This is a genomic window from Thauera sp., assembly GCF_035444905.1.
Classification (GTDB): Bacteria; Pseudomonadota; Gammaproteobacteria; order Burkholderiales; family Rhodocyclaceae; genus Thauera.
Window position 1 is genome coordinate 197198 of record NZ_DAOMPS010000001.1, and the last position, 26763, is coordinate 223960.

Here is a 26763-nt window from a genome sequence, read left to right on the forward strand (position 1 = left end):
GATGAGGAGGGAGACGTGAACAAACTGATCATTCGCAAGGTCGCCGTGCTTGGCGCCGGCGTGATGGGGGCGCAGATTGCCGCGCACTGCGCCAATGCCGACGTGCCGGTGATCCTGTTCGACCTGCCGGCGAAGGAAGGCGAGGCCAGCGCGATCGCCGCCGGGGCGCTGGCCGGCATGAAGAAGCTCGATCCCGCCCCCTTTGCGGCCAAGGACCGTGCCCAGTACGTCGAGGCCGCCAACTACGACAGCGACCTCGGTCGGCTCGCCGAATGCGACCTCGTCATCGAGGCGATCGCCGAAAAGATGGAGTGGAAGCTCGACCTGTATGCGAAGGTCGCGCCCCACCTCAAGCCCGACGCGGTGTTTGCGACCAATACCTCCGGCCTGTCGATCACGGCGCTGTCGGCCGGCATGCCGGTGGAGGGCCGGGCGCGCTTCTGCGGCATTCACTTCTTCAACCCGCCGCGCTACATGCCCCTGGTCGAACTGATCCCGACTGCGGACACGGATGCCGGCGTGCTCGACGGCCTTGAAGCCTGGCTCGTCAGCCGCCTCGGCAAGAGCATCGTGCGCGCCAGGGATACGCCGAGCTTCGTTGCCAACCGCGTCGGCGTGTTTTCCATCCTCGCCGTGCTGCACCACACGCAACGTCTCGGGCTGACCTTCGACGAGGTCGATCTGCTGACCGGCCCGCGCATCGGCCGACCGAAGAGTGCAACATTCCGCACCGCCGACGTGGTCGGCCTCGACACCCTGGTGCATGTGCTCGGCTCCATGCAGGCCACCCTCGGCGAAGGCGCGAGTGGCGATCAGCGCGACCCGTGGGCGGCGCATTTCATCACGCCCGCCTGGCTGCAGGCACTCGTCGCCAAGGGTGCGCTCGGACAGAAGACGAATTGCGGCATCTACCGCAAGCAGGGCAGGCAGATCCAGGTGCTCGACCTGCACCTGCAGGACTACCGCGACAGCGGCGGCGAGGTCTTCCCCGATGTCGAGGACATCCTCAAGCTGAAGAACCCGGCGGAGAAGTTCGCCCAGCTTGCCGCCCACCCCCACCCGCAGGCGCAGTTCCTATGGTCCATCTTCCGCGACGTCTTCCACTACTGCGCCGTGCATCTGGGCGACATCGCCGATAACGCCCGCGACATCGACCTGGCCATGCGCTGGGGCTTCGGCTGGGCGCAGGGGCCGTTCGAGACCTGGCAGGCCGCGGGCTGGAAGGAGGTTGCGGCGATGATTCGCGAGGACATCGACCATGGCCGCGCGATGGCGGCCGCGCCCTTGCCGGCCTGGGTGTTCGAGCGCGAGGGCGTGCACGCCCCGGCGGGCTCCTATAGTGCCGCCGAGAACAGCTTGAAGCGTCGTGCCTCGCTGCCGGTGTATCAGCGTCAGCTCTACCCTGACCGTGTCCTCGGCGAGGCGCCGGACGATCGCGGCGAGACCTTGTGGGAGAACGCCGGCGTGCGCCTGTGGCGGCGAGCCGACCAGGATGCGCGCATCGGTATCGTGTCGATCCTCTCGAAGATGCACGCGATCGGCGACGAGGTCATGGACGGCATGCTCGAAGCCATCGCGCGTGCCGAGGCCGAGCTCGATGGCCTGGTGATCTGGCACGCGGCACCGTTTGCCGTCGGCGCCAACCTGCAGCAGGTGAGCGAGGCCTGCCGCGCCGGGCAGTTCGACCTGCTCGAGCGCATGGTGGCGAGGTTCCAGCACACCGCAATGGCGATCAAGCACGCGCAGGTGCCGGTGGTGGCGGCCGTGCAGGGCATGGCGCTGGGCGGTGGCTGCGAGTTCGCGATGCATGCGGCGCACCGCGTGTTCGCGCTCGAGAGCTATGTCGGCCTGGTGGAGGCGGGGGTGGGGCTGATTCCGGCCGGCGGCGGCAGCAAGGAGTTCGCCCTGCAGGCCCATGCGCTGGCCCAGCGGGCGGCAGGTGGGGATGTCTTCCCTTACGTCCAGACCGCCTTCCAGACGATCGCCATGGCGACCGTCGCCAAGAGCGCGCTGGAAGCGGTGCAGCTCGGTTTTGGGCGGGCGGGCGACGACGTCGTGTTCAATGCCCACGAGATCCTTCACGCCGCGATCAGCCGCGCGCGGGCGATGGCCGAGTCGGCCTGGCGGCCGCCGCTCTTCAATCCGCAGGTCAGCGTGGCCGGGCGCAACGGCATCGCGACCTGCGAGATGCTGCTGCTGAACATGGCCGAGGGCGGCTTCATCTCGGCGCACGACTACCGCGTGGCGAAAGCCGCGGCGACCGCGCTGTGTGGTGGCGAGGTCGATACCAACAGCCGGGTGAGCGAGCAGTGGATCCTGGACGTCGAGCGCGCCCAGTTCGTCGAGCTGCTGAAGACCGACAAGACCCAGCAGCGCATTGCGCACATGCTCGAAACCGGCAAGCCCCTGCGCAATTGATCGCCATCCCGTGATGGCAACGGATCGAGGACGAGAACCATGAGCAAACAGATTCAGGACGCCTACATCGTTGCCGCGCTCCGCACCCCGGTGGCCAGGCGCAACGGCGCCTTCCGCCACGTGCGCCCGGACGACATGCTGGCGACGGTGCTGCGCGAGGTCGTGGCGAAGGTGCCCAATCTCGATGGCAACGAGATCGGCGACGTCATCACCGGCTGCGCCATGCCCGAGGCGGAGCAGGGCATGAACGTCGCCCGCATCGGCCTGCTGCTCGCCGGCCTGCCGGATGCGGTGCCGGGCATCACCATCAACCGCTTCTGCGCCTCGGGCCTGCAGGCGGTGGCCGATGCCGCCAACCGCATCCGGCTCGGCGAGGCCGACGTGATGATTGCGGCCGGCACCGAGAGCATGAGTGCGATGCCGCAGATCATGGGCAACAAGGTCAGCCTCAACCCGCAGATCTTCGCCCGCGCAGAGAACCTCGCCATCGCCTACGGCATGGGACTGACGGCCGAGAAGGTTGCGCAGCAGTGGGGCGTGAGCCGCGAGGATCAGGACGCTTTTGCGGTGGAGTCGCATCGCCGTGCCTGCGCGGCGATCGCGGCAGGCCACTTCCGCGACGAGACCCTGCCCTACGCAGTGAAGTCCTACGCACCGGGCGCGGACGGCACGGTGCGCATCGCCGAGCACAGCGTCGAGCAGGACGAGGGGCCGCGCGCGGACGCTGCAATCGACAGGCTGGCGAAGCTCAAGCCGGTGTTTGCCGCGCGCGGTTCGGTCACCGCCGGCAACAGCTCGCAGATGTCGGACGGCGCGGCCGCCGTGCTGCTGATGAGCGAGACCGCAGTCAAGCGCTACGACCTGCAGCCGATCGCCCGTTTCGCCAGCTATGCGGTGGCCGGGGTGCCCCCGCAGGTGATGGGCATCGGCCCGATCGAGGCGATTCCGCGCGCCCTGAAGCTGGCCGGCACACCGCTCGCTGACATCGGCTGGACCGAGCTCAACGAGGCCTTCGCGGCCCAGGCCCTGGCGGTGATGCGCCAGCTCGACCTGGATCCGGCGAGGGTGAACCCGTTTGGTGGCGCGATCGCGCTGGGCCATCCGCTCGGCGCGACCGGGGCGATCCGCACGGCGACGCTGGTGTCGGCGATGCGGCGCGATCCTTCGCTGCGCTTTGGGATGATCAGCATGTGCATCGGCACCGGGATGGGTGCGGCGGCGGTGTTTGAACGCGTCTGACGCGATCCTGCGGTGGTCGGCCCGCGTTGTGGAAACTACGGATCGGGACCGGGTTGTTGCTGGTTCGGCGTGATCGGCAGGTAACAATCTTTTATAATCCGCGTGTTTGTAGACGCGGGACCGACCCGACGTCGCGGGGCAGAGGGGTCCCGTGACGGCCAGACGGCGGTCTCGTCCATTCCCACGAGTCTTTGGGCGAGAGGCGCATGATAAGAATCAAACGCGGTCTGGACCTGCCCATCACCGGCGCACCCGCGCAGCGCATCGAGGACGGTCGTCCCGTGCGCAGCGTGGCCGTCATCGGCTTCGACTACCACGGCATGAAGCCGACCATGGCGGTGCAGGTCGGTGATCGGGTGAAGCTGGGGCAGGTCCTTTTTTCCGACAAGAAGACCCCCGGCGTGGTGTTTACCGCACCGGGTGCCGGCACGGTCAGTGCGATCCATCGTGGCGAGCAGCGCGTGCTGCAGTCGGTGGTGATCGATCTCGAGGGCGAGGATGCGGCCGACAGCGCAGTCGATTTCGCCCGTTACAGCGATGCTCAGATCGACACCCTGGACGACGCCAAGGTGCGCGAGAACCTGATCGAGTCCGGCCTATGGACGGCATTGCGCACGCGCCCCTACAGCAAGGTGCCGGCGATCGACAGCAAGCCCCGCTCGATCTTCGTGACGGCCATCGATACCCATCCGCTGGCAGCCGATCCGACCGTGGTCATTGCCGAGCACAAGGACGACTTCGCGCGCGGCCTCAAGGTGCTCGCGCGCATGGGTCGTGTCGTCGTCTGTCATGGCGAGGGCACGCAGATGCCGGGTGTCGAGCAGGGCAACGTCAGCGCCGAGACCTTCGCGGGTCCGCATCCGGCAGGGCTTGCCGGCACGCACATCCACTTTGTCGATCCGGTCGGCGCGCACAAGAGCGTGTGGTACCTGAACTACCAGGACGTGATCGCGATCGGCAAGCTGTTTGCCAGCGGGCGACTGTGGACCGAGCGCGTGGTCGCGCTCGGCGGGCCGATGGTCGCCAAGCCCCGTCTGGTGCGTGCGCGTCTGGGGGCCAGCCTGGACGAGCTGACCGCGGGCGAGATCAAGGTGGGCAAGAAGGTACGCGTGATCTCGGGTTCCGTGTTCGGTGGTCGCACCTCGCGCGGCGCCTGTGCCTACCTCGGTCGCTACCACCTGCAGGCGTCCTGCCTCGAGGAAGGCACCGAGCGCGAGATGCTGCATTACCTGCGCGCCGGCGTGGAGAAACATTCCGTGATGAACCTCTACATCTCGAAGCTGTCGCCGGGCAAGCTGTTCGATTTCACCACCACGACCAACGGCAGTCCGCGCGCCATGGTGCCGATCGGCAACTACGAAGAGGTGATGCCGCTCGACGTGTTGCCCACGCAGCTGCTGCGGGCACTGATCGTCGGCGATACCGATACCGCGCAGAAGCTCGGCGCGCTCGAGCTCGACGAAGAAGACCTGGCGCTGTGCACCTACGTGTGCGCGGGCAAGTACGAATACGGTCCCATCCTGCGGGATAACCTCACACGCATCGAGAAGGAGGGTTGAGAATGGGTCTGCGCTCCTGGCTCGACAGCATCGAGCATCACTTTGAAAAGGGTGGCAAGTACGAGAAGTTCTACGCTCTGTACGAAGCCATCGACACCGGCCTGTTCAAGCCCGGCAGTGTCACCCGCACCACCGCCCACGTGCGCGACGGTCTCGACCTCAAGCGCATGATGATCACGGTGTGGCTGTGCACCTTCCCGGCGATGTTCTTCGGCATGTGGAACGTTGGCTACCAGGCCAACACCATTCTCGCGTCCAATGCCGAGCTGATGGCGGCCCAGGAAGGCTGGCGCTTCGCGCTGCTGGGCGGGATCGCCGGTTTCGATCCCGCCAGCCTGTGGGCCAACTTCCTGCATGGCGCGGCCTACTTCCTGCCGATCTACCTGACGACCTTCATTGTCGGGGGCTTCTGGGAGGTGCTGTTCGCCGCCATCCGCAAGCACGAGGTCAATGAGGGCTTCTTCGTCAGCTCGGTGCTGTTCGCGCTGATCTGTCCGCCCGACATGCCGCTGTGGCAAGTCGCGCTCGGCATCAGCTTCGGCATCGTCGTTGGCAAGGAGGTCTTTGGCGGTACCGGCAAGAACTTCCTCAACCCGGCGCTGACTGGCCGTGCCTTCCTGTATTTCGCCTATCCGGCGCAGATGTCGGGTGACGCGGTGTGGACCGCGGTCGACGGCTACACCGGCGCGACCATGCTGTCCTTCGGCGCCTCGGGCGGTCTGGAGGCCATCATGGCGGGCGGCATCACCTGGTGGGATGCCTTCCTCGGCACGGTGCACGGCTCGATCGGCGAGACCAGCACGCTGGCCATCCTGATCGGCGGCGCAGTGCTGCTAGTCATGAAGATTGCATCGTGGCGGATCGTCCTCGGCGTTTTCCTCGGCATGGTGGCGATGAGCCTGCTGTTCAATGCCATCGGCTCCGACACCAACCCGATGTTCGCCATGCCCTGGTACTGGCACCTGGTGATGGGCGGCTTCACCTTCGGCATGATCTTCATGGCCACCGACCCGGTCTCGGCCTCGATGACCGACACCGGCAAGTGGATCTTCGGCGCGCTGATCGGCGTCATGACCGTGCTGATCCGCGTGGTGAATCCGGCCTTCCCCGAAGGCATCATGCTGGCCATCCTGTTCGGCAACCTTTTCGCGCCGCTGATCGACCACTTCGTGGTGGCGGCCAACATCAAGCGGAGGCTCGCGCGCGATGTCCAATAAGGAATCCATATCCCGCACCCTGACGGTGGCGCTGGCGGTCAGCCTCGTCAGCTCCGTCTTCGTGGCCGGGGCGGCGGTTTCGTTGAAGCCGCTGCAGACCCAGAACCGCCTGCTCGACAAGCAGCGCAGCATCGCGGCCATCGCCGGCATGGGCGGCCGCGAGCTGCCTGCGGCGCAGGTGCGCGCGCTGTTCGGCGACACCATCAAGGCGCGGCTGGTCAATCTCGAGAGCGGCGAGTTCGCCGACGACTTCGACGCCGCGACCTTCGATCCGCTCAAGGCGGCCAAGGACCCGCAGCAGTCGGTGCGCCTGACCAAGGACGAGGACATCGCCTCGATCAAGCGGCGCGAGCGCTACACCACGGTGTACATGATCGAGGATGAGCAAGGCCGCATCGAGACCCTGATCCTGCCGATCCGCGGCTACGGTCTGTGGTCGACCCTGCACGGCTTCATGGCGCTCAAGGGCGACCTCAACACCGTGGTCGGCCTCGGTTTTCATGAGCACGCCGAAACCCCCGGCCTCGGCGGCGAGGTCGACAACCCGCGCTGGCGCCGGCAGTGGGAGGGCAAGCAACTGTTCAACGATCAGGGCGAGGTCGCGGTGCAGATCGTCAAGGGTGGCGTGGACCCGCAGAGCTCGGCGGCCATCCATCAGGTCGATGCCCTGGCCGGCGCCACGCTCACCAGCAACGGCGTCGATAATCTGCTGAAGTTCTGGCTGGGCGAGCAGGGCTTCGGCCCCTTCCTTGCCAAGCTGCGCTCGAAGGAGGCGTGATCATGTCCAAGCTCACTCCGAAGGAAGTCCTGCTCAACCCGCTGTTCAACAACAACCCGATCGCGCTGCAGATCCTCGGCATCTGTTCGGCGCTGGCGGTGACGACCAACCTCAACACCGCGCTGGTGATGTCGATCGCGCTCACCCTGGTGACCGGCTTCTCGAGCCTGTTCGTGTCGTTGATACGGGCGCAGATACCGAGTTCGATCCGCATGATCGTGCAGGTCGTGATCATCGCCTCGCTGGTGATCGTGGTGGACCAGACGCTGAAGGCCTTCGCCTACAGCCTGTCCAAGCAGCTGTCGGTGTTCGTCGGCCTCATCATCACCAACTGCATCGTGATGGGCCGTGCCGAGGGCTTTGCGATGCAGAACCCGCCGCTGCTGTCCTTCCTCGACGGTATCGGTAATGGACTGGGCTACAGCGTGGTGCTGATCGCGGTCGGTTTCGTGCGCGAGCTGTTCGGTGCCGGCAAGCTGTTCGGTGTCACCATCCTGCAGCCGGTGACCGAGGGCGGCTGGTACCAGCCCAACGGCCTGCTGTTGCTGCCGCCGTCGGCCTTCTTCCTGATCGGCTTCCTGATCTGGGGCCTGCGTGAATGGAAGAGGGGTCAGGTTGAGGAGAACCAGTTCAAGATGGCACCCCAGGTGCGCAAGGAGGCCTTCTGATGGAGCACTATCTGAGCCTCTTCGTCCGCGCCGTGTTCATCGAGAACATGGCGCTGGCCTTCTTCCTCGGCATGTGCACCTTCATCGCCATTTCCAAGAAGGTCGAGACCGCGATCGGTCTGGGTATCGCCGTGGTGGTGGTGCAGACCATCACCGTGCCGCTCAACAACCTCGTCTATCACACCTTCCTCGCCGACGGTGCGCTGGCCTGGGCCGGGCTGCCCGATGTGGACCTGTCCTTCATCGGCCTGCTGTCCTTCATCGGCATCATTGCGGCGACGGTGCAGATCCTGGAGATGCTGCTCGACAAGTTCGTGCCCGCCCTCTACAACGCGCTGGGCGTGTTCCTGCCGCTGATCACGGTGAACTGCGCGATCATGGGCGGCGTGCTGTTCATGGTCGAGCGCGACTACACCTTCAGCGAATCGGTGGTCTATGGCCTGGGCTCCGGCTTCTCCTGGGGCCTGGCGATCGCCCTGCTGGCGGCCATCCGCGAGAAACTGAAGTACAGCGACGTGCCGGACGGCCTGCAGGGCCTGGGCATCACCTTCATCACCATCGGTCTGATGTCCCTGGGCTTCATGTCCTTCTCCGGTGTGCAGCTGTAAGGAGGCAATGAAAAGATGAATCCTGAAATCGTTTTGGGCATCGGCATGTTCACCGCCACAGTGCTGCTGCTGGCGGTGGTCATCCTGTTTGCCCGCTCCAAGCTCGTCGCCAGCGGCGACGTCACCATCGACATCAACGGCGAGAAGAAGATCACCGTGCCGGCTGGCGGCAAGCTGTTGCAGACGCTGGCCGAGAGCGGTCTTTTCCTGCCGTCGGCCTGCGGCGGCGGCGGCACCTGCGCGCAGTGCAAGTGCGTGGTCAAGGAGGGCGGTGGCTCAATGCTGGCCACCGAGGAGTCGCACTTCACGAAGCGCGACGCCAAGGAAGGCTGGCGCCTGTCCTGCCAGACCCCGGTCAAGCAGGACATGAAGGTCGAGGTGCCGGAAGAGGTCTTCGGCGTGAAGAAGTGGGAATGCACGGTGGAGTCCAACCCCAACGTCGCCACCTTCATCAAGGAGCTCACGCTGCGCCTGCCCGAGGGCGAGAACGTCGATTTCCGCGCCGGCGGTTACGTGCAGCTCGAGTGCCCGCCGCACGTGGTCAATTACAAGGACTTCGACATCCAGGACGAGTATCGCGGCGACTGGGACAAGTTCAACATGTGGCGCTTCGTGTCCAAGGTTGATGAGACCGTGATTCGCGCCTACTCGATGGCGAACTACCCTGAAGAGCACGGCGTGGTGAAGTTCAATATCCGGGTCGCCTCGCCCCCGCCGGGTCGTGACGACATCCCGCCGGGAAAGATGTCGTCCTGGGTGTTCAACCTCAAGGAGGGCGACAAGGTCACCGTGTACGGCCCCTTCGGCGAATTCTTCGCGCGCGACACCGATCACGAAATGGTCTTCATCGGCGGCGGTGCCGGCATGGCACCGATGCGCTCGCACATCTTCGACCAGTTGAAGCGCCTGCACAGCAAGCGCAAGATCAGCTTCTGGTATGGCGCGCGCTCGATGCGAGAGGCCTTCTACGTCGAGGAGTTCGACAAGCTGCAGGAAGAGAATCCCAACTTCAAGTGGCACCTGGCGCTGTCCGACCCGCTGCCCGAAGACAACTGGACGGGCTACACCGGCTTCATCCACAACGTGCTGTACGAGAACTACCTCAAGGACCATCCAGCCCCCGAGGATTGCGAGTTCTACATGTGCGGCCCCCCGATGATGAACGCCGCCGTGATCAAGATGCTGCTGGACCTCGGCGTCGAGCGCGAGAACATCATGCTCGACGACTTCGGCGGCTGATCCAGCCGCGACGTATCGGTGCCGGCCCAGGCCGTGGCCGGTGCAGGATCCAGGCATGCCCGTCGCCCGTCGTCCCGATGGGGACGGGCATTTTCATTGAAGGAGGCCGAAATGGCCGGAACCGTTCTTGTCGACGTCCGCGAGGGTGTGGCCACCCTCGTCCTCAACCGCCCCGATGCGCTCAACGCCTTGTCCGAGGAGATGATGGAGGATCTCCACGCCGCCGCGCGCGGGCTGACCGGGCGCCAGGATTTCGGCGTGCTCGTGATCAAGGGCGCGGGCGCGCACTTCATGGCCGGCGGCGACCTGAAGGACTTCGCCCGTCAGCTGCACCTGTCGCCCGCTGCTCGCCTGGCCGGTTTTCGCGCCATGATCGAACGCGACATCAACCCGACCGTGCAGCTGCTGCAGGGCTTGCCCCAGCCCGTCTTGGCCAGCGTTCAGGGTGCCTGCGCCGGCTTCGGGCTGTCGCTGATGGCCGGCTGCGACCTTGTGCTGGCGGCCGAGGACGCCATCTTCACCACGGCCTATGCGGCGATCGGCCTGTCCGGGGATGGTGGTGCCTCCTACTTTCTGCCGCGCATCGTCGGTCGGCGCAAGGCAGCCGAGTTGCTGCTGCTGGCCGATCGCTTCGACGCGGCCGAGGCGCAGCGGCTGGGTCTGGTCAATCGCGTCGTGCCGGCGGCAGAGCTCGATGCCGAAGTCAGCCGCATGGTGTCGCGGCTGCTGGCGGGGCCGCGCCACACCTATGGCGAGATCAAGCGCCTGCTTGCCGAATCGCATGACGCGCCGATCGAGACCCAACTCCAGGGTGAGGCCGAGGCCTTTGCGCGCTGCGCCGCGGGAGCGGACTTCGCCGAGGGCGTGAGCGCCTTCCTCGACAAGCGCAAGGCTGTCTTTGGCAAGCGCTGAGCCTCAACGCGACCAGCGGTAGGCCAGCTGCCCGAGCAGTTCGTGCAGCGCGAACCAGCCCGCGTAGGCGGTGTTCTGGCTCGGCAGGAGGGACAGCGCCTGGTCATCGCCGGCCTCGGCCTCGCCGCCGCCCAGCCAGGCGGTGGGGGCCGGGACGACTACGAGCCCGGCGGCCTCGAATTCGCTGCGCGCCCGCTTCATGTGCATGGCGTGGGTGACGAGCAGGACACGCTCGACCCCTGCAGCCTGCAGCTGCACCGCGGAGAAGCGCGCGTTCTCGCGCGTGTCGCGCGACGCCGATTCCACCCAGCGCGCCGACAAGCCATAGTCCTGCTGCAGCACGCGCTGCATCAGCCATGCCTCGGGTGTGTCGCCACGCGGTGCGCCGCCGCTGACCAGCAGCGGCAGGCCATGCTCGCGGGCGAGCCTGGCGCCGTAGCGCAGGCGCTCGAGGGCGAGGCGATTGACCGTCTCGCCGTCGAATTCGGGTGCATGCGAGCGTCGGCCCGCCCCCAGCACGACGATCGCCTGTGCGGTACGCGCTGCGCTTGCGTCGAGCGCTTGCGCATACTCGACCTGGCGCACCAGCCAGCTCACGCTGAAGGGGCTGATCAGCAGCACGTGCAGGACCACGCCGGTCCACGCCAGGCCGATGCCGAGGCGGCGGGCACGCCTGATCACGAGCAGGCCGGTGACGATCGGCAGCAGGGGAAGGACGGGCGGCAGCACCAGCACGGCAACGAACTTCTTGAGCCAGAACAGGGCGGCGGCGAGCGAGAGGTCCATCGTGGTTTGTCGGTGGGGAGGGGCGGCAGTATTATCCGTGCATTATCCCCGCGCCGCCCTTCATGTCCCGAACACAGCATCTCCTTTGTCTCGTTCCGCGCTGGCGGCGGGGTTCCGGCGCGGCTGTCGGACCAGGGGTGGCCGTCGGCCATGCGTGAGGCACTGTGGCTGCTCGTGCTGCTGCTCGCGGCCTACGCGGGGTGGCAGTTTCTCGCTGCGCTGCGCAGCCGGGCGCCACGCGGCGAGGCGAGCGTGAAGCCCCTGGCCGCAGGCGCTGCGGGCGGAGGGCGCGCCGCGGCGCGCGCTTCTGACGCCGCCGGGCCGGCCGCAGCAATCGACCTCGAGCAGGCCGAGGACGATGATGGCGACTATTCACCCATGCTGCGTCGCGACCTCGCCCCCGTCGAGGCGCCTGCCGCTTCGGACGCTGCGGCCCAGTCGGTCGCCGCGAGTTTTCAGCTCAGGCTGGACAACCAGCGCCTGCAGCGCGAGCTGGGCAGCCTGCAGCAAGTCGTCGACCGCCAGCAGGAGGAGATCGCCAACCTGCTGGCCGACATCGACGCCTTGCGCGCCCGCCTCGACGGCGCGGCGCCTGAGCCCGGCATCTCGCCGGAGTACAGCGAAGCGCTCGTGCTCGCCCGCCAGGGGCTGAATGCGGAGATGATCGCTACCCGTTGCGGCATCACCCAGGCCGAGGCCGAGCTCGTGCTGTCCATCGCCAGCGCAGGCGGGAGGCACGGGTGAGGGCCGTGCCCGCGCTGCGCGGCGAGGCCGGCGCGGCGCGCCGGGCGGCGTTGTTGCGGGCGGGCCTGGCCTTGTGCGGCGCGATGGTGCTCACGGTGCTTGCGCTCATCATGGATGAGCAGGCCCCCGCGCGCACTGCGGAGGCACCGGCGCCGACCGCGGATATCGGCACCGGCCTCGTGCCCGATCCGGTGCAATTGCAGGTGCACACGTCGGCGGCGACGCCATCGGCCGCGGCTGACGCAGATGATGCGTCCGTGACCGATGGCACCCCCTCGTCAGAACCGGTTCAGGAGACGGACGCCGCGAGCACGCCACAAGCCGCCGGCAATGGGGAGGGCGCCCCCCGCGCGGTCGCCCCGGTCCCGTCGGGCGTGCTGCTGCCTGCCGATGCCCTGAGCCCGGCGGGCGACGGCTTCCAGCTCCAGCTCGGCGTCTTTGGCGACGCCGCCAATGCGCTCGTGCTGTACGAGCGGCTGTCGGCGGCAGGATTCGAGGCGCGCATTCAGAGTCGCGTGGTGCTGGGCCCCTTTCCGGACCGTCGCGCCGCCGAGCAGGCCCAGGCAGCCCTTCGGCGCAGCGGCGAACCCGCGGGCATCCTGCTGCCACCACGGACCAAGCGCTAGAGGCGCGCCTGCAGCACCGCAGAGCTCGAGTTTTCGTCACGATCACCCAACCAGGAGTGGACCATGCAGATCAAGAGCCCCGTGTTCGGCAATGCCGACATCGCCGACGACAAGATCATCGACTTTCCTGCCGGCTTGCCCGGCTTCGAGCACTGCCGCCGCTTTGCGCTGGTGCACGAGGAAGGGCGCGAGCCCGACGTCCTCCTGCTGCAGAGCCTGGATGAGCCCGACGTCGCCTTCTCGGTGACGGGGCCCGAGCAGCTCGGCATCAACTTCGAGTTCATCCTCAGCGACGACGAGGTTGCGCTGCTGCAGCTGGAGTCGGCTCAGGACGCTGCCGTAGCCGTCATCGTGCGCAAGGAAACGGGCGAGGAGACGAGCCCGGCGTCCACCGGGCTGCGCGCCAACTTCATGGCGCCGCTGGTGATCAATGCCGGTGCGCGGCGCGGTCTGCAGAAGGTGATCAACCGCCTCGGCTGCGAGATCACCCTGCGCGCGCAGACCTGAGTCACCGATTGCCGTGGGCGGTCGCCGAGGCGCCTGCCCCGCGCGGCCGTCGCTGCAGGCGCGGGCGGTTACAATGCCGCCTCCACCAACTCCGGAGAGTCCGTCCATGGCCCGCCAGATCATTTCAACGCCCAATGCCCCCGCCGCCATCGGCCCCTATTCGCAGGCCGTCAAGGTCGGCAACCAGGTCTTCCTGTCCGGACAGATCGGGCTCCATCCCACCACCATGGAGATGGCCGAGGGGGTCGAGGCCCAGGCCCTGCAGGTCTTCGACAATCTCAAGGCCGTCGCCGCCGCCGCCGGGGGCAGCTTCAACGATGTGGTCAAGATCACGATCTACATGACCGATCTGAGCAATTTCGGCGTCGTCAACGACGTCATGAAGCGTCACTTCGCCGAGCCCTATCCCGCGCGTGCGACCGTCGGCGTGCGCGAGCTACCGCGCGGCGCGCTGGTCGAGGCCGATCTGGTGCTGGTGCTCGACTGAGCGTTTGCGTACAGACCCGAGTGGCGGCGGGGCAGTCCACCCGCGGCTGGAGCGGCGTCGGCAGCCAGCTCGCGGGACGGCTGGCGAAGCTCGATCTGCATGGTCCGCGCGACCTGCTGGTGCATCTGCCGCTGCGCTATGAGGACGAGACGCGGCTGACCCCGATCGCCTCCGTGCGACCGGGTTTCCCGGCCCAGATCGAGGGCGAGGTACTCGCCTGCGAGGTCGTGTTGCGCCCGCGCCGGCAGCTGGTGGCGCGGGTCAGCGACGGCGCTGGCATCCTGGTCGCGCGCTGGCTCAACTTCTACCCTTCGCAGCAGACGCAGCTCGCCGTGGGCCGCCGCGTGCGCCTGTTCGGTGAGGTGCGTGGCGGCTTCTTCGGCGACGAGATGGTCCATCCGCGCGTGCGCGTGGTGGCGCCGGGCGAGGGGCTGCCCACAGCCCTGACGCCGGTCTATCCGACCACGGCCGGCGTCGGTCAGGCGACCTTGCGCAAGCTGATCGAGCGCGCGCTCGACACCGAGCCGATGGACGAGCTGCTGCCGCCGGCCTGGCTCGCCCGCCTCGGCCTGCCCGGATTTGCCGAGGCCTTGCAGGCGCTCCACCGGCCGACGCCCGATGCCGACCCCTGGGCGCTCGAGCAACGCGAGCATCCGGCCTGGCGGCGGATCAAGTTCGAGGAGCTGCTGGTGCAGCAGCTCTCCTTGCGCCGCGCCTACCTCGCACGCCGCGCCCGCGCCGCCATGCCGCTGCGCGCACGCGGGGCACTGACCCGTGCCTTGCTGGATGCGCTGCCTTTCCGGCCCACCGCTGCGCAGCAGCGGGCCACGGCGGAGATCGCCGCCGATCTGGCCGCGCCACATCCGATGCAGCGCCTGTTGCAGGGTGATGTCGGCAGCGGCAAAACCCTGGTGGCGGCGCTGGCGATGCTGCAGGCGGCCGAGAATGGCTGGCAGGCGGCGATGATGGCGCCGACCGAGATCCTGGCCGAGCAGCACCATCGCAAACTGTCGGCCTGGCTGGCGCCGCTCGGCGTCGAGGTGGCCTGGCTGTCGGGCGGGCGGCGCAAGCGCGAACGCGCGGCCGAGCTCGCCCGCCTGCACGATGGCGAGGTGCTGCTCGCCGTCGGCACGCATGCGCTGATCGAGGACCCGGTGACGCTGCCGCGACTGGCGCTCGCGGTGGTCGACGAGCAGCATCGCTTCGGCGTGCGCCAACGCCTTGCGCTGCGCGAGAAGGGCGCCGACGGGCTGCGCCCGCACATGCTGATGATGTCCGCCACGCCGATCCCGCGCACGCTGGCGATGACGCACTACGCAGATCTCGACGTATCGGTGCTCGACGAACTCCCGCCCGGGCGCACGCCGATTCGCACCCGCCTGGTGTCCGACGCCCGTCGCGGCGAGGTGGTTGGCCGCGTGCGCGACGCCTGTCTCGCCGGGCGCCAGGCCTACTGGGTGTGCCCGCTGATCGAGGAGTCGGAGGCGCTGCAACTGCAGACCGCGCAGGACACCTTCGACACCCTGGTCGCCGCACTGCCCGAATTGCGCGTCGGACTGGTGCACGGCCGGCTCAGGAACGACGCCAAGTCGGCCACGATGTCCGCCTTCGCCGCCGGGGAACTCGACGTGCTGGTGGCCACCACGGTGATCGAGGTCGGGGTGGATGTGCCCAATGCCAGCCTGATGGTGATCGAGCACGCAGAGCGCTTCGGTCTCGCCCAGCTGCACCAGTTGCGCGGCCGGGTCGGGCGGGGTACGGCCGAGTCGGTGTGCATCCTGATCTACGCCCAGCCCCTGTCGCAGACCGGTCGCGAGCGCCTGAAGGTGATCTACGAGAACACCGACGGCTTCGAGATCGCGCGTGCCGACCTGCGCATCCGCGGCCCGGGCGAGTTCGTGGGCGCGCGCCAGAGCGGCGTGCCCCTGCTGCGCTATGCAAGTCTCGAGGCGGACGTCGACCTGATCGCGCCCGCGCGCGAACTGGCCGAAGACCTGCTGGCGCATCAGCCCGCCGCGGCCGACGCGCTGATGCGGCGCTGGCTGGGCGGTCGCGAAGGGCTGCTGCAGGCCTGAAGTGCGGTCGTCAGCGCGGCCCCCGGCCCAGGGGTTGGTAGAATGCCGGCCTCAATTCGTCCTCCCGCCCATGCGTACCCGACTCCACCACGAAACCTGGCACCCCACCCCGCCGCGCGCCACCGTGCCGCCGGCGCTGCAGCCCTGGCTCACCGATCCGGCCTCGCTCACCGCGCGCATCACCGCGCGCTGCGGGCAGTTTGCGGTGCGCGTGCTGTTCCAGAGCCTGGACCAGGCCCTGCGTGACGAGGCGGCCGTGCTCAGCCTGCGCCCGGGCGAGCGGGTGTGGGTGCGCGAGGTGCTGCTGTTTGCCGATGGACGCCCTGTCGTGTTTGCGCGCTCTCTGCTGCCCCGGCGCAATGTACGCGGTGCCTGGAACCTGTTCCGCGGACTCGGCGCCCGCCCGCTGGGCGCGGCCCTGTTCGCCGACCCCGCCATCGCCCGCTCGGCGCTCACCTGCACCCGGCTCGATCGGCGCGATGCGCGCTATCATCGGGCGCGTTCGGTGCTAGCCACCTGCGCCCCCGAATCCGCCCTCGGCCACGACCTGTGGGGCCGACGCTCGCTGTTCCGGCTGCACGGCCGTGCGCTGATGGTGAGCGAATTCTTCCTTCCCGCAATCTACGACCTGCCCCGATGACCCATTCCATGCCTTTCGCCGACAAGCTGCCCCACTACGTGCGCCTGATGCGCATCGACAAGCCGATCGGCACCCTGCTGCTGCTGTGGCCCACGCTGTGGGCGCTGTGGCTGGCGGCCGGGGGCTGGCCCCCGCTGCACATCCTGGTGATCTTCGTGCTCGGCACCTTCCTGATGCGCTCGGCCGGCTGTGTGATCAACGACTACGCCGATCGCGACTTCGACGGCCACGTCGAACGCACGAAGCATCGCCCGCTGGCGACGAAGTCCGTGAGCCCGCGCGAGGCCCTGTTGCTGGCCGCCGGCCTGTCGCTGCTGTCCTTCGTGCTGATCCTTCCCCTCGAGCCGCTGGTGATCTGGCTTTCGGTGCCGGCGCTGTTCCTCGCCGCCAGCTACCCCTTCACCAAGCGCTTCTTCGCCATCCCGCAGGCCTACCTCGGCATCGCCTTCGGCTTCGGCATTCCGATGGGCTTCGCCGCGGTCACGGGCGAGGTGCCGGGCGTCGCCTGGCTGATGCTGCTCGCCAATGTGTTCTGGGCGGTGGCCTACGACACCGAGTACGCGATGGTCGACCGCCCGGACGACCTCAAGATCGGCATCAAGACCTCGGCGATCACCTTCGGCCGCTTCGACGTCGCCGCCATCATGCTGTGCTATGCGGCCGCGATCGGCCTGCTCGCCGTGGTGGGGGCGCTGACTGGGGCAGGGCCGGCCTACTACTTCGGCCTTGCCGCCGCCGCGGGCATCGCCGGCTATCACTTCACGCTGATTCGCGCCCGCGAGCGCGCAGACTGCTTCAAGGCTTTCCGTCACAACAACTGGCTGGGCGCGGTCGTGTTTGCCGGCGTCTTCGTCGACCAGCTGCTGCGCGCGGGCTGAGCGGGCCGGGCAGGTTCGGCCGCCGGGCCGATTGCCGTCGGTGCGTGTGCCCGCTGCCGCCCCCCGCGGCCGCCTTTCAAGAATCGTTCATTCAGGGATTTCGCCCATGCACTTCATGACCGCCCTCGAGGCCGCCTGGCAACAGCGCAACAGCCTGCTCTGCGTCGGCCTCGACCCCGATCCCGCCCGTTTCCCTGCCCACCTGCAGGGCAGGCCCGACGCCATCTTCGCGTTCTGCAAGGCCATCGTCGATGCCACCGCCGAGCTCGTGTGCTGCTTCAAGCCGCAGATCGCCTACTTCGCGGCCCACCGCGCCGAGGACCAGCTCGAGGCGGTGATCGCGCACATCCACGCGGCGCATCCCGACACCCCGGTGATCCTCGACGCCAAGCGCGGCGACATCGGCAGCACCGCCGAGCAGTACGCCATCGAGGCCTTCGAGCGCTTCAAGGCCGACGCGATCACGGTCAATCCCTACATGGGGCGCGACTCGGTCGATCCCTATCTGGCCTGGCCCGACAAGGGCGTGATCCTGCTCTGCCGCACCTCCAACCCGGGCGGCTCGGACCTGCAGTTCCTCGACGTCGACACGCCCAGGGGCCGCATGAAGCTCTACGAACACGTCGCGCGCACCGTCGCCGAGGACTGGAACGCCAGCGGCAACTGCGGCCTGGTGGTCGGCGCCACCTTCCCCGCCGAGATCGCGCGCGTGCGCGAACTCACCGGCGACATGCCGCTGCTGGTGCCCGGCATCGGCGCCCAGGGCGGCGATATCGCCGCGACGCTGGCGGCGGGGCGCACGGCGCAGGGGGCGGGGCTGATGATCAATTCCTCGCGCGCCATCCTCTACGCCAGCCGCGGCGAGGATTTCGCCGAGGCTGCGCGAAGGGTGGCGCTTGAGACGCGCGATGCGATCAACGCCCAGCGTTGAGCATGCCCATTCCCAGGCGACTGCAACTTCGCGCCGGCGGGCGCGTCAATGCTTGCCCATGCCCCGCCCGCCCATGACACGCATCCACCACGAGACGCCTGAATGAAATACGACGACCTGCGCGACTTCATCACCCAGCTCGAGGCGCGCGGCGAATTGAAGCGCATCACCGTCCCCGTCGACACCCATCTCGAAATGACCGAGATCGCCGACCGCGTGTTGCGCGCGGGCGGGCCCGCCCTGCTGTTCGAGAAGCCGGTGACCAGGGGCGTGCCGCAATCCATCCCGGTGCTCGCCAACCTGTTCGGTACCCCGCAGCGGGTCGCGATGGGCATGGGCGAGGACGTCGCCGACGGCAACTGGAGCACGCCCCTGAGGGAAGTCGGCAAGCTGCTCGCCTACCTCAAGGAGCCCGAACCGCCCAAGGGCCTCAAGGACGCCTGGGAAAAGCTGCCGGTGCTGAAGCAGGTGCTCAACATGGCGCCCAGGGAAGTGCGTTCCGCGCCCTGCCAGCAGCTGGTGTGGCAGGGCGACGAGGTGGATCTGGCGAAGCTGCCGATCCAGCACTGCTGGCCGGGCGACGCCGCGCCGCTGATCACCTGGGGCCTGGTGGTGACGCGCGGGCCGCACAAGAAGCGCCAGAACCTGGGCATCTATCGCCAGCAGGTGATCGGCCGCAACCGCGTGATCATGCGCTGGTTGGCGCACCGCGGCGGGGCGCTGGATTTTCTCGAGCACCAGCGCGCGCATCCGGGCGAGCCTTTCCCGGTCTCGGTGGTGCTGGGCTGCGACCCGGCGACCATCCTCGGTGCGGTGACGCCGGTGCCGGACACGATCTCGGAATACCAGTTCGCCGGCCTGTTGCGTGGCGCCAAGACCGAGCTGGTGAAGTGTCTCGGCAACGAGCTGCAGGTGCCGGCTTCGAGCGAGATCGTGCTCGAAGGCGTGATCCACCCCGATGACATGGCGCCGGAAGGGCCCTACGGTGACCACACCGGCTATTACAACGAGGTCTCCGACTTCCCGGTGTTCACCATCGAGCGCGTCACCATGCGCCGCGATCCGATCTACCACAGCACCTATACCGGCAAGCCGCCCGACGAGCCGGCGATGCTGGGCGTGGCCTTGAACGAAGTCTTCGTGCCGCTGCTGCAGAAGCAGTTCACCGAGATCGTCGATTTCTACCTGCCGCCCGAGGGCTGCTCCTACCGGCTGGCGGTGGTCAGCATCAGGAAGCAGTACCCCGGCCACGCCAAGCGCGTGATGTTTGGCATCTGGAGCTTCCTGCGCCAGTTCATGTACACCAAGTTCATCATCGTGGTCGATGACGATGTGAACATCCGCGACTGGAAGGAAGTGATCTGGGCGCTCACCACGCGCATGGACGCCAGCCGCGACACCACCCTGGTCGACAACACGCCGATCGACTATCTCGATTTCGCCAGCCCGGTCGCCGGCCTGGGCAGCAAGATGGGGCTGGATGCGACCAACAAGTGGCCGGGCGAGACCAGCCGCGAGTGGGGGACGCCGATCGTGATGGACGCGGCGGTGAAGGCGAAGGTGGATGCGATGTGGAGCGAGCTCGGACTGTAGGCGGCAACTCGGCCAGCTTACGTCTTGTTGTTGCGCCGGCCGCGGATTCGCGGCATGGTCCGGGCCTCGTCCACCAACCCGGCGCGGGCGCCTTGCCCTGCGCCCCGAGGAGCCTCGATGAACAGTCCCTATCCGGCCCCGCTGGCCGCCGGCCAGCCGTCCGAGAACATGGTCACCGTGACCCATCTGGTCTACGCCCTGCACGCCTTCGCGGTGTTCTCGGCGTTGGCCGGCACGGCCTTCATCATCTTCAGCTTCATCGCCAGCCTGCCGTCGATCGCGGCGGTGATCATCAACTACTGGAACCAGGCCGCGGTGCGTGGCACCTGGCTCGAGAGCCATTTCCGCTGGCAGATCCGCACCTTCTGGTTCGCGGTGATGTGGGTGGCGGTGGCGGTGCTGCTGATGCTGACCGTGATCGGCGTCCCCTTCGCGCTGCTCCTCATCCTGATCGCCGGGCTGTGGATCCTGTACCGCGTGGTGCGCGGCTGGTGGGTGCTGACGCAGCGGCGCACGCTGCCGATGGACTGATCACTGCGCGCCGGCCCACACCCACTCGAGCAAGGCGTCCTGCGCCGCGGCGCTGTTGTGCGCCTCGGGGTGATTGACCATCATCACCACTGCATGGCGGCGGCCATGGCGGTCGAGCAGGTAGCCGCCGATCGCGCGTACGCCATTGAGCGTGCCGGTCTTGATGTGCGCCTGGCCGGTGGCCGGGCTGTCCGCCAGCCGACGCCGCGCCGTGCCGTCAAGGCCGGCCACCGGCAGGGCGGCAAGGTACTCGGGCATCCACGGGCGGCGCCAGACGGCGAGCAGCAACTGGCCGAGGCTGTCGGCGCGGATGCGCTCGATGCGCGACAGGCCGGAGCCGTTGTCGATCACCAGCCCCTGGGTGTCGATGCCCGCTGCCGCGAGCTGCTCCGCGGCCACGCGCGCGCCGCCGGCGACCATGTGGGGCGTGTCCTGGGTTCGCGCAGGGCTGAGCGCGCCGAGCGTGGCGAGCAACTGGCGCGCGATGACGTTGCTCGACCACTTGTTCATGTCGCGCACGACATCGGCCAGCGGCGGCGAATCATCGCCGAACAGGATCTCGGTGCCGCTCGCTGGTAGCCGGCCTTCGCGTACCGCGCCGCTCAGCCGGCCACCGACCTCGCTCCATAGCCCGGCGACGAGCGCGATGCCGAATTCGGCCGGTGGCAGGGGGGCCGCACTCCAGGTGCGCGGGCCGCAGGCGGCGGGCAGGCTGCCGCTCAGCACCAGTCGCCGACCGCCCTCGATGCTGGCCTGCAGGTCGCTGTACCAGGTGCCGCAGGGCGCATTCGAGGTCAGGATGCGGTTATCGATGACGACGCCGGCGAGTGGCGGTTCGGCGGCCAGCGTGACCGGTTCGTTGGCCGCCTTTCCCGGATAGAGGCCCAGCAGCAGGGTGTTGTAGTGCATCAGCAGGCCGTGCGGCCCGCTGTTGTAGGGGCGCAGGCCGCGGCCGTCGAAGGCGTCGGGGTCGTGCGGCGGCAGCTGCAGCGCGGAGGCGTCGAGCACGATGTCGCCTTCGATGCGCTCGATGCCAAGCGCGCGCAGGCGGCGCAGCAGCTTCCACATGCGGTCGTAGCCGAGTACGGGATCCGCGCCGCCGACCAGGTAGAGGTCGCCGTGCAGGACGCCGTGTTGCAGCATGCCGCTTGCCGCCACCTGGGTGCGCCAGCTGTGCGCCGGGCCGAGGCGCTCGAGGGCGGCAAAGGCGGTGACGAGCTTCATCACCGAGGCCGGGTTCATCGGCCGGTCGGCATTGAGCGCCAGCGTCGGCTGCACGGCATCGACCGCTTGCACCCACACCGACACCGCCTCGGTCGGGATGCGCGCCGTGTCGAGGGCCAGTTGCAGTGCCGGCGGCAGCCCCTCGCTTGCGCCGGAATGTTGCGATGCGATAAGCGCGCCGGCGAGCATCAGGCTGCGGCTTATGCGCGCAAAAGTGAGTCTAATAGTCATGATAAGGGTCACGAAAACGCGTGAATTGCAGACAAGTCCGGCTCGGACTGGATTAGCATAGAAGGCGTTCCGCAAAGGAATTCATGCAATGCAGCATCTGGTGTGCATGCTGTTGCCAGCGCGGCACCGCGAAGGACAGGGATTATGAGCGGATTTGGGCATTACGCGCGCACGGCGGACGAGCTCGAGCGCGAGATCGTCAAACGAGGCATCGCCATCGGGCTCGACTGGCAGGATGGGGCGCGTCTGCGCGAGCTCGCACAGCAGGCGCTGAGCTGCACGTCCGGCTGCATGATGAAGCTGTTGCGCAGCCCGATCCGCCAGGAAAAGCTCACTGGAGAACTGTTCGCGCTGTCCGAACTGATGCTGATCAACATGCGCCAGAGCGCCGAGACCGGTCTGCACACGCATGGCGGGCCGGCCTGGAAGGCCTTCGGGCGTGCGCTCTACGAGGCTTACGACGCCGGCTACGCGCGCGTGCCCGAAGAGGCGTGAGGCAGCATGGCGCCGCGCCGGGGCTTGTGCGCCCGGCGCTTGCCGGCTTCAGGGCAGGGTGTGCTCCGAAGCGAACAGTTCGGCAACGGTCTCGCGCTCACGCACCGGGTGGATCTGGTCGCGATCGACGATGACTTCGGCCGCGCGCGGACGGGTGTTGTAGTTCGAGCTCATCGTCATGCCGTAGGCGCCGGCCGACAGGATGGCGAGCAGATCGCCCTCGCACACCTTCAGGCTGCGCCCATGGGCGAGGAAGTCGCCGCTCTCGCAGATCGGGCCGACGACTTCATAGACCTCCTCCTCGCCGTCATGGGGCGTGACCGCCACCACGTCGTGCCACGCGTCGTACAGGGCGGGGCGGGCGAGGTCGTTCATCGCGGCGTCGACGATGGCGAAGTTCTTCGTTTCGCCCGGCTTCAGGTACTCGACGCGGGTCAGCAACAGGCCGGCATTGCCGACCAGTGAGCGACCAGGCTCAAAGCAGAGCTCCTCGTGGCGACCGGCGAAGACCTTCAGCAGCGGGGCAAGATAATCGGCCACCGCAGGCGGCGTCTCGTCGCGGTAGCGGATGCCGAGGCCGCCGCCGAGGTCGATGTGTTCGAGGGCGATGCCTTCGGCCGCGAGGAGGTCGACGAGCCCGAGCACCTTCTGTGCGGCTTCCGCCATCGGTGCGGGGTCGAGCAGTTGGGAGCCGATGTGGCAGGCGATGCCGGTGATGCGCAGGTTGGGCAGGGCTGCTGCTTGCCGATAGAGCGCCAGGGCATCGGCAAAGGCCACGCCGAACTTGTTGCCCTTCAGGCCGGTGGAAATATAGGGGTGCGTCTTCGGGTCCACGTCCGGATTGACGCGCAGGGCGATCGGCGCCTTGCGACCGCCTTCGCCGGCGACGGCATTGAGGCGTTCGAGTTCGGCCGCCGATTCGACATTGAAGCAGCGGATGCCGGCGTCGAGCGCCTGGCGCATCTCTGCACGCGACTTGCCCACCCCCGAGAACACCACCTGGTCGGCGCGCCCGCCGGCGGCCAGGACGCGCGCCAGTTCGCCGCCGGAGACGATGTCGAAGCCCGCACCCAGGCGGGCAAAGACCGACAGGATGCCCAGGTTCGAGTTGGCCTTCACCGCGTAGCAGACCAGCGCCCGGCGCCCGGTCAGAGCCTGTTGCCAGGCCTTGAAGGCCGCCTCGAGCGCCGCCCGCGAGTAAACATAAGTCGGTGTGCCGAATCGGCTGGCGATGTCGGCGAGCGCGACGTCCTCGAGCCACAGCGCGCCTTCGCGTGCGTGCAGGGTCGGGACCGGCCAGTGGGCATCCTGGGAAAGCGGGGGGCGGGCGGGGGTAGAGGCGTTCATTCGATCGGCGGGGTGTTGGAGAGCAGGTCCGGCGGGATGACGGGTTTGCTATGATCAGCGCCCGCCGGCGGCGGTGCCGTGGTGCCGGGCGCGGGAAGATACAGCGGGCCCTTGATGCCGCAGGCCGAAAGCAGCGAGCAGCTGAGCGCCAGGGCAGTGAGCGTGATTCGGGTCGTGGTTCGCATCGGGGCTTGCGTTGCCGTCATTCGCGAAAAACGGGAATGCTAACAGAAGGGAACAATATGGAAGAGTCTGCTTTCAACGCGCTTGCCGAGGCCGAACTGGCCCGTATCGAGACGGCGCTCGAGGACTGCGGCGTGGACATCGATATCGAGCCCAAGCCCGGTGGTGTGCTCGAGCTCGAGTTCGACAACGGCAGCAAGATGATCCTCAACCGCCATACCGCCGCACGCGAGATCTGGGTGGCCGCCAAATCGGGCGGCTTCCATTTTCGGCCACAGGAAGGGCGCTGGATCAGTGCCCGCGATGGCGCGGAACTGTGGGCAATGCTGGCCGCGCTGTGCAGCGAGCAGGCCGGCGAGCCGGTGAGGTTGGCGCCGCCGGCCTGAGCGCTGCGAGTGTGGCCGCGCCTCAGCGCCGGATCGGCACCGGAATGCGGTCTTCGACCGGGGCCGGCGCCTGCGCGGGGGCAGGCATCGGCGGAAGGCGCGCGGCAGGTGCCGGGCCGGGCGGAATCGCCTCGCTGGGCGCTTCCATCGCGGGGAAGCTGTCCGCGGCGAACATCTGTTGCAGCCAGTCGGGCGCAGGTGGCGGCGCGGGCGGCTCGTACTCGGCGTAGTGGTAGTCCTGGCGGCTGCGCAGGCCGTTGTCCACCAGGGTCAATCCGCCCGGGCGCGGCAGCTGCGTCTCGGGTACGCCCTCGAGGGCGCTGGCCATGTAGTTGATCCAGATCGGCAGTGCTGCAGCGCCGCCCGTTTCGCCGCGGCCCAGGTTGCGCGGCTGGCTGTGACCCACCCAGGCCACGGCCACGAGGTCGGGGTGGTAGCCGCAGAACCAGGCGTCCAGGTAGTCGTTGGTGGTGCCGGTCTTGCCGGCGAGGTCGTTGCGCTTGAGGCTGCGAGCCCGCGTTGCGGTGCCGCTCTGGACCACGTCACGCATCATCGAATCCATCAGCCAGGCGTTGCGTGCATCGATGACGCGCGGGGCGCTCTGGCCCGCGACCGGCGGGTCGGTGCGCGCGATCAGGCGGCCCGCGCCGTCGTAGATCTCCTTCACGATGTACGGCTCGATGCGATAGCCGCCGTTGGCGAACACTGCATAGCCGGCCGCCATCTCCCAGGGCGTGGCGGCACCGGCACCGAGCGCCATCGTCAGGTAGGCGGGGTTGCGCGCCGCGTCGAAGCCGAAGCGGGTGATGTAGTCGCGTGCATATTCCGGCGTGATCTCCTCGAGCAGCCGGATTGCGATCATGTTCCGCGATCGCGCCAGCGCCTCGCGCAGGGTCATCGGGCCGGCGTAGCGGCCGTCGTAATTCTTCGGCTCCCAGGCCTTGCTGCCGGTCACGCCGGCCGGGTAGTAGAGCGGCTCGTCGGTCATCACGTTGCCGGGGCCGAAATTGCGATCGAGCGCAGCGGAGAAGATGAAGGGCTTGAAGCTCGAGCCCGGCTGGCGTACCGCCTGGGTGACGTGATTGAACTTGTTGCGGTTGAAGTCGAAACCGCCGACCAGCGCGCGCACCGCGCCGGTGTGCGAGTCGATCGACACCAGCGCGGACTGAACCTCCGGCAACTGGGCGATTTCCCAGCCGTCCTTGGCCGTCTCGCGCAGGCGCACGATGGCGCCGGGGCGAATGCGCCTGCTTTGCGGCGCCTTGTCGGCCAGCATCGGCGCGACGAAGCTCAGGCCCTTGCCGGCGATGGTGATTTCCTGGCCGCGACGATAGACGACGACCTGCTTCGGCGTGGCCTTGAGCACCAGCGCGGCGAGCAGGTCGCCATGATCGCTGGTGTCGCCCAGCAGTTCGTCGAGGCGCTCGGCATCCACCTCGCCCGCCGGAAGGTCGACGAAGGCTTCCGGGCCGCGATAGCCGTGGCGCCGGTCGTAATCGAGCACGCCGCGGCGCAGTGCGGCATAGGCGGCCTCCTGGTCCTTGCGCGTGACCGTGGTGACGATGCGGATGCCCAGTTCGTAGGCCTGTTCGCCGAACTGTTCGACCGCGATCTGGCGCGCCATCTCGGCGACATAGTCGCCGGGCACGAAGATGTCCTGCGGCTTGCGCGCGGCGGCCATGTCGCGCTGGCTCTGTTTGGGCGTGGCGAAGGCGAGCGCGTCCTCGTACTGGGCGCTGTCGATGTAGCCGACCTCGAGCATGCGGCGCAGCACGTACTGCTGGCGCACGGCGGCGCGCGCCGGGTTGACGATGGGATTGAACGCCGACGGCGCCTTGGGCAGTCCGGCCAGCATCGCCGCCTCGGGCAGCGTGAGCTCATCGAGAGTCTTGCCGTAGTAGGCGCGTGCGGCCACGGCGAAGCCGTAGGCGCGCTGGCCGAGGAAGATCTGATTGACGTAGAGCTCGAGGATCTGGTCCTTGCTCAGGTTCTGCTCGATCTTGAGCGCAAGCAGGATCTCATAGAGCTTGCGGTTGTAGGTCTTCTCGCGCGACAGGAAGAAGTTGCGCGCCACCTGCATGGTGATGGTGGATGCGCCCTGGCCGCGACCCCCGGTCGACAGGTTGGCAAGGGCCGCGCGCACCAGTCCGACCGGGTCGATGCCCGGATGCTCATAGAATCGCTCGTCCTCGGCGGCGAGGATGGCGTGCTTGAGCGTGGATGGAACATCGGCAATGCGAACTACATCACGGCGCTCTTCACCGAACTCGCCGATGAGGTGGCCGTCGGCCGTATATACTCGCAACGGCACGCGCGGACGGTAATCCGTCAGCGTGTCGAGCGAAGGCAGGTTCGGCCAGGCAAAGAAGGCCATCGCCGCGAGCGTGGCGACGCCGAGAACAATCAGCGCCAGCAGCGCTGCGATCGGATACAGGACCCAGCGCATGGGCAATCCAGGGTT

Annotated in this window: 26 protein-coding genes; 21 read left to right on the plus strand and 5 right to left on the minus strand. The window is 68.0% G+C overall.

Annotation, left to right across the window (positions count from 1 at the left end):
- Positions 1-15 precede the first annotated feature (15 nt).
- From PLC66_RS00910 to PLC66_RS00950, 9 genes are all read left to right on the plus strand, one after another.
- Complete coding sequence (locus tag PLC66_RS00910) at positions 16-2418, plus strand: 3-hydroxyacyl-CoA dehydrogenase/enoyl-CoA hydratase family protein (RefSeq protein WP_324536962.1); 2403 nt, start codon at positions 16-18, stop codon at positions 2416-2418.
- A gap of 39 nt (positions 2419-2457) precedes the next feature.
- A complete protein-coding gene (locus PLC66_RS00915; protein WP_324536964.1) occupies positions 2458-3657 on the plus strand; it encodes an acetyl-CoA C-acyltransferase in 1200 nt (399 codons plus the stop codon).
- Between the two features lie 206 nt (positions 3658-3863).
- Entirely contained in the window at positions 3864-5216 is a 1353-nt protein-coding gene (locus PLC66_RS00920) for a Na(+)-translocating NADH-quinone reductase subunit A (RefSeq protein ID WP_324536966.1), read from the plus strand.
- A 2-nt stretch (positions 5217-5218) separates the two neighbouring features.
- On the plus strand, positions 5219-6433 hold the full coding sequence (locus PLC66_RS00925) for an NADH:ubiquinone reductase (Na(+)-transporting) subunit B (protein WP_324536968.1): 1215 nt from the start codon (positions 5219-5221) through the stop codon (positions 6431-6433).
- A complete protein-coding gene (locus PLC66_RS00930) occupies positions 6423-7211 on the plus strand; it encodes a Na(+)-translocating NADH-quinone reductase subunit C (protein ID WP_324536970.1) in 789 nt (262 codons plus the stop codon). Before PLC66_RS00925 ends, PLC66_RS00930 begins: the two co-directional genes overlap by 11 nt.
- Positions 7212-7213: 2 nt before the next feature.
- Positions 7214-7879, plus strand: coding sequence for an NADH:ubiquinone reductase (Na(+)-transporting) subunit D (locus tag PLC66_RS00935; RefSeq protein ID WP_324536972.1), 666 nt, complete (start codon positions 7214-7216; stop codon positions 7877-7879).
- On the plus strand, positions 7879-8487 hold the full coding sequence (gene nqrE / locus PLC66_RS00940; RefSeq protein WP_324536974.1) for an NADH:ubiquinone reductase (Na(+)-transporting) subunit E: 609 nt from the start codon (positions 7879-7881) through the stop codon (positions 8485-8487). Before PLC66_RS00935 ends, nqrE begins: the two co-directional genes overlap by 1 nt.
- 15 nt (positions 8488-8502) lie before the next feature.
- Positions 8503-9726 (plus strand): NADH:ubiquinone reductase (Na(+)-transporting) subunit F, encoded by a 1224-nt coding sequence (gene nqrF, locus PLC66_RS00945; RefSeq protein ID WP_324536976.1) that lies wholly within the window; start codon positions 8503-8505, stop codon positions 9724-9726.
- 111 nt (positions 9727-9837) lie between these two features.
- Positions 9838-10638 (plus strand): enoyl-CoA hydratase/isomerase family protein, encoded by an 801-nt coding sequence (locus PLC66_RS00950; protein ID WP_324536978.1) that lies wholly within the window; start codon positions 9838-9840, stop codon positions 10636-10638.
- Positions 10639-10641: 3 nt separating this feature from the next.
- On the opposite strand, the gene PLC66_RS00955 is transcribed toward PLC66_RS00950, so the two are convergent.
- Complete coding sequence (locus PLC66_RS00955; protein WP_324536980.1) at positions 10642-11424, minus strand: YdcF family protein; 783 nt, start codon at positions 11422-11424, stop codon at positions 10642-10644.
- A 150-nt stretch (positions 11425-11574) separates the two neighbouring features.
- On the opposite strand from PLC66_RS00955, the gene PLC66_RS00960 reads away from it, so the two are divergent.
- From PLC66_RS00960 to PLC66_RS01005, 10 genes are all read left to right on the plus strand, one after another.
- Entirely contained in the window at positions 11575-12168 is a 594-nt protein-coding gene (locus PLC66_RS00960) for a DUF2802 domain-containing protein (protein ID WP_324536982.1), read from the plus strand.
- Positions 12169-12173: 5 nt separating this feature from the next.
- Positions 12174-12794, plus strand: coding sequence for an SPOR domain-containing protein (locus PLC66_RS00965; RefSeq protein ID WP_324536984.1), 621 nt, complete (start codon positions 12174-12176; stop codon positions 12792-12794).
- Between the two features lie 63 nt (positions 12795-12857).
- Entirely contained in the window at positions 12858-13301 is a 444-nt protein-coding gene (gene fliW / locus PLC66_RS00970; RefSeq protein ID WP_324536987.1) for a flagellar assembly protein FliW, read from the plus strand.
- 106 nt (positions 13302-13407) lie between these two features.
- Positions 13408-13788, plus strand: coding sequence for a RidA family protein (locus tag PLC66_RS00975; protein WP_324536989.1), 381 nt, complete (start codon positions 13408-13410; stop codon positions 13786-13788).
- Complete coding sequence (gene recG / locus PLC66_RS00980) at positions 13785-15863, plus strand: ATP-dependent DNA helicase RecG (RefSeq protein WP_324537085.1); 2079 nt, start codon at positions 13785-13787, stop codon at positions 15861-15863. The genes PLC66_RS00975 and recG overlap by 4 nt, the downstream gene beginning before the upstream one ends.
- 70 nt (positions 15864-15933) lie before the next feature.
- Positions 15934-16503, plus strand: coding sequence for a chorismate--pyruvate lyase family protein (locus PLC66_RS00985; protein ID WP_324536990.1), 570 nt, complete (start codon positions 15934-15936; stop codon positions 16501-16503).
- The gene (ubiA, locus tag PLC66_RS00990) at positions 16500-17381 is read left to right on the plus strand and encodes a 4-hydroxybenzoate octaprenyltransferase (protein WP_324536992.1); all 882 of its coding nucleotides are present in this window, start codon (positions 16500-16502) and stop codon (positions 17379-17381) included. The genes PLC66_RS00985 and ubiA overlap by 4 nt, the downstream gene beginning before the upstream one ends.
- 106 nt (positions 17382-17487) lie before the next feature.
- Positions 17488-18312 (plus strand): orotidine-5'-phosphate decarboxylase, encoded by an 825-nt coding sequence (gene pyrF, locus PLC66_RS00995; protein ID WP_324536994.1) that lies wholly within the window; start codon positions 17488-17490, stop codon positions 18310-18312.
- 102 nt (positions 18313-18414) lie between these two features.
- Positions 18415-19905, plus strand: a complete 1491-nt coding sequence (gene ubiD / locus PLC66_RS01000; RefSeq protein ID WP_324536996.1) for a 4-hydroxy-3-polyprenylbenzoate decarboxylase — start codon at positions 18415-18417, stop codon at positions 19903-19905.
- Positions 19906-20022: 117 nt separating this feature from the next.
- Positions 20023-20436 (plus strand): DUF4870 family protein, encoded by a 414-nt coding sequence (locus PLC66_RS01005; RefSeq protein WP_324536998.1) that lies wholly within the window; start codon positions 20023-20025, stop codon positions 20434-20436.
- On the opposite strand, the gene dacB is transcribed toward PLC66_RS01005, so the two are convergent.
- The gene (gene dacB / locus PLC66_RS01010; protein ID WP_324536999.1) at positions 20437-21891 is read right to left on the minus strand and encodes a D-alanyl-D-alanine carboxypeptidase/D-alanyl-D-alanine endopeptidase; all 1455 of its coding nucleotides are present in this window, start codon (positions 21889-21891) and stop codon (positions 20437-20439) included. It lies immediately after the preceding gene.
- Positions 21892-22035: 144 nt separating this feature from the next.
- On the opposite strand from dacB, the gene PLC66_RS01015 reads away from it, so the two are divergent.
- The gene (locus PLC66_RS01015) at positions 22036-22386 is read left to right on the plus strand and encodes a hypothetical protein (protein ID WP_324537001.1); all 351 of its coding nucleotides are present in this window, start codon (positions 22036-22038) and stop codon (positions 22384-22386) included.
- Positions 22387-22434: 48 nt separating this feature from the next.
- Here the strand turns inward: PLC66_RS01015 and lysA are convergent, their stop codons facing one another.
- Both lysA and lptM read right to left on the minus strand, forming a co-directional pair.
- The gene (gene lysA, locus PLC66_RS01020; protein ID WP_324537003.1) at positions 22435-23733 is read right to left on the minus strand and encodes a diaminopimelate decarboxylase; all 1299 of its coding nucleotides are present in this window, start codon (positions 23731-23733) and stop codon (positions 22435-22437) included.
- Positions 23730-23918: an LPS translocon maturation chaperone LptM gene (gene lptM / locus PLC66_RS01025; protein WP_324537005.1), complete on the minus strand. Its 189-nt coding sequence runs from the start codon at positions 23916-23918 to the stop codon at positions 23730-23732. The genes lysA and lptM overlap by 4 nt, the downstream gene beginning before the upstream one ends.
- 57 nt (positions 23919-23975) lie before the next feature.
- Here lptM and cyaY point away from each other — a divergent pair, with 57 nt between their 5' ends.
- Positions 23976-24302, plus strand: coding sequence for an iron donor protein CyaY (gene cyaY / locus PLC66_RS01030; RefSeq protein ID WP_324537007.1), 327 nt, complete (start codon positions 23976-23978; stop codon positions 24300-24302).
- Positions 24303-24324: 22 nt separating this feature from the next.
- Here the strand turns inward: cyaY and PLC66_RS01035 are convergent, their stop codons facing one another.
- Entirely contained in the window at positions 24325-26748 is a 2424-nt protein-coding gene (locus PLC66_RS01035) for a penicillin-binding protein 1A (RefSeq protein ID WP_324537009.1), read from the minus strand.
- Positions 26749-26763: the final 15 nt, after the last annotated feature.